This is a genomic window from Gordonia aichiensis (genome assembly GCF_039946255.1).
Classification (GTDB): domain Bacteria; phylum Actinomycetota; class Actinomycetes; order Mycobacteriales; family Mycobacteriaceae; genus Gordonia; species Gordonia aichiensis_A.
Genome location: NZ_JBCDWL010000065.1, coordinates 1 through 264 on the forward strand (window position 1 = coordinate 1; position 264 = coordinate 264).

Annotated in this window: 1 rRNA gene; it reads right to left on the minus strand. The window is 52.7% G+C overall.

Annotation, left to right across the window (positions count from 1 at the left end):
• Positions 1–97, minus strand: a 5S ribosomal RNA gene (rrf, locus tag AAFO60_RS20900); the annotation flags it as partial.
• Positions 98–264: the final 167 nt, after the last annotated feature.

The window sequence follows — 264 nt, forward strand, 5'->3', positions numbered from 1 at the left end:
CCCACACCCATTACAGTGCAGTACCATCGGCGCAGGCAGGCTTAGCTTCCGGGTTCGGAATGGGACCGGGCGTTTCCCCACCGCTATAACCACCGAAACAATATGAAACTATCAACCACCCCCACCACACGGGAGGAGATGGTGTGTTGTTTCAGAAGTACATAGTGGATGCGCGCAACTTGTGCGTGTGCGTCAAACAACCTCGACTCACCACACGAATGTAGTTGAGTGTTGTTAATAAGTCCTCGGCCGATTAGTACCAGT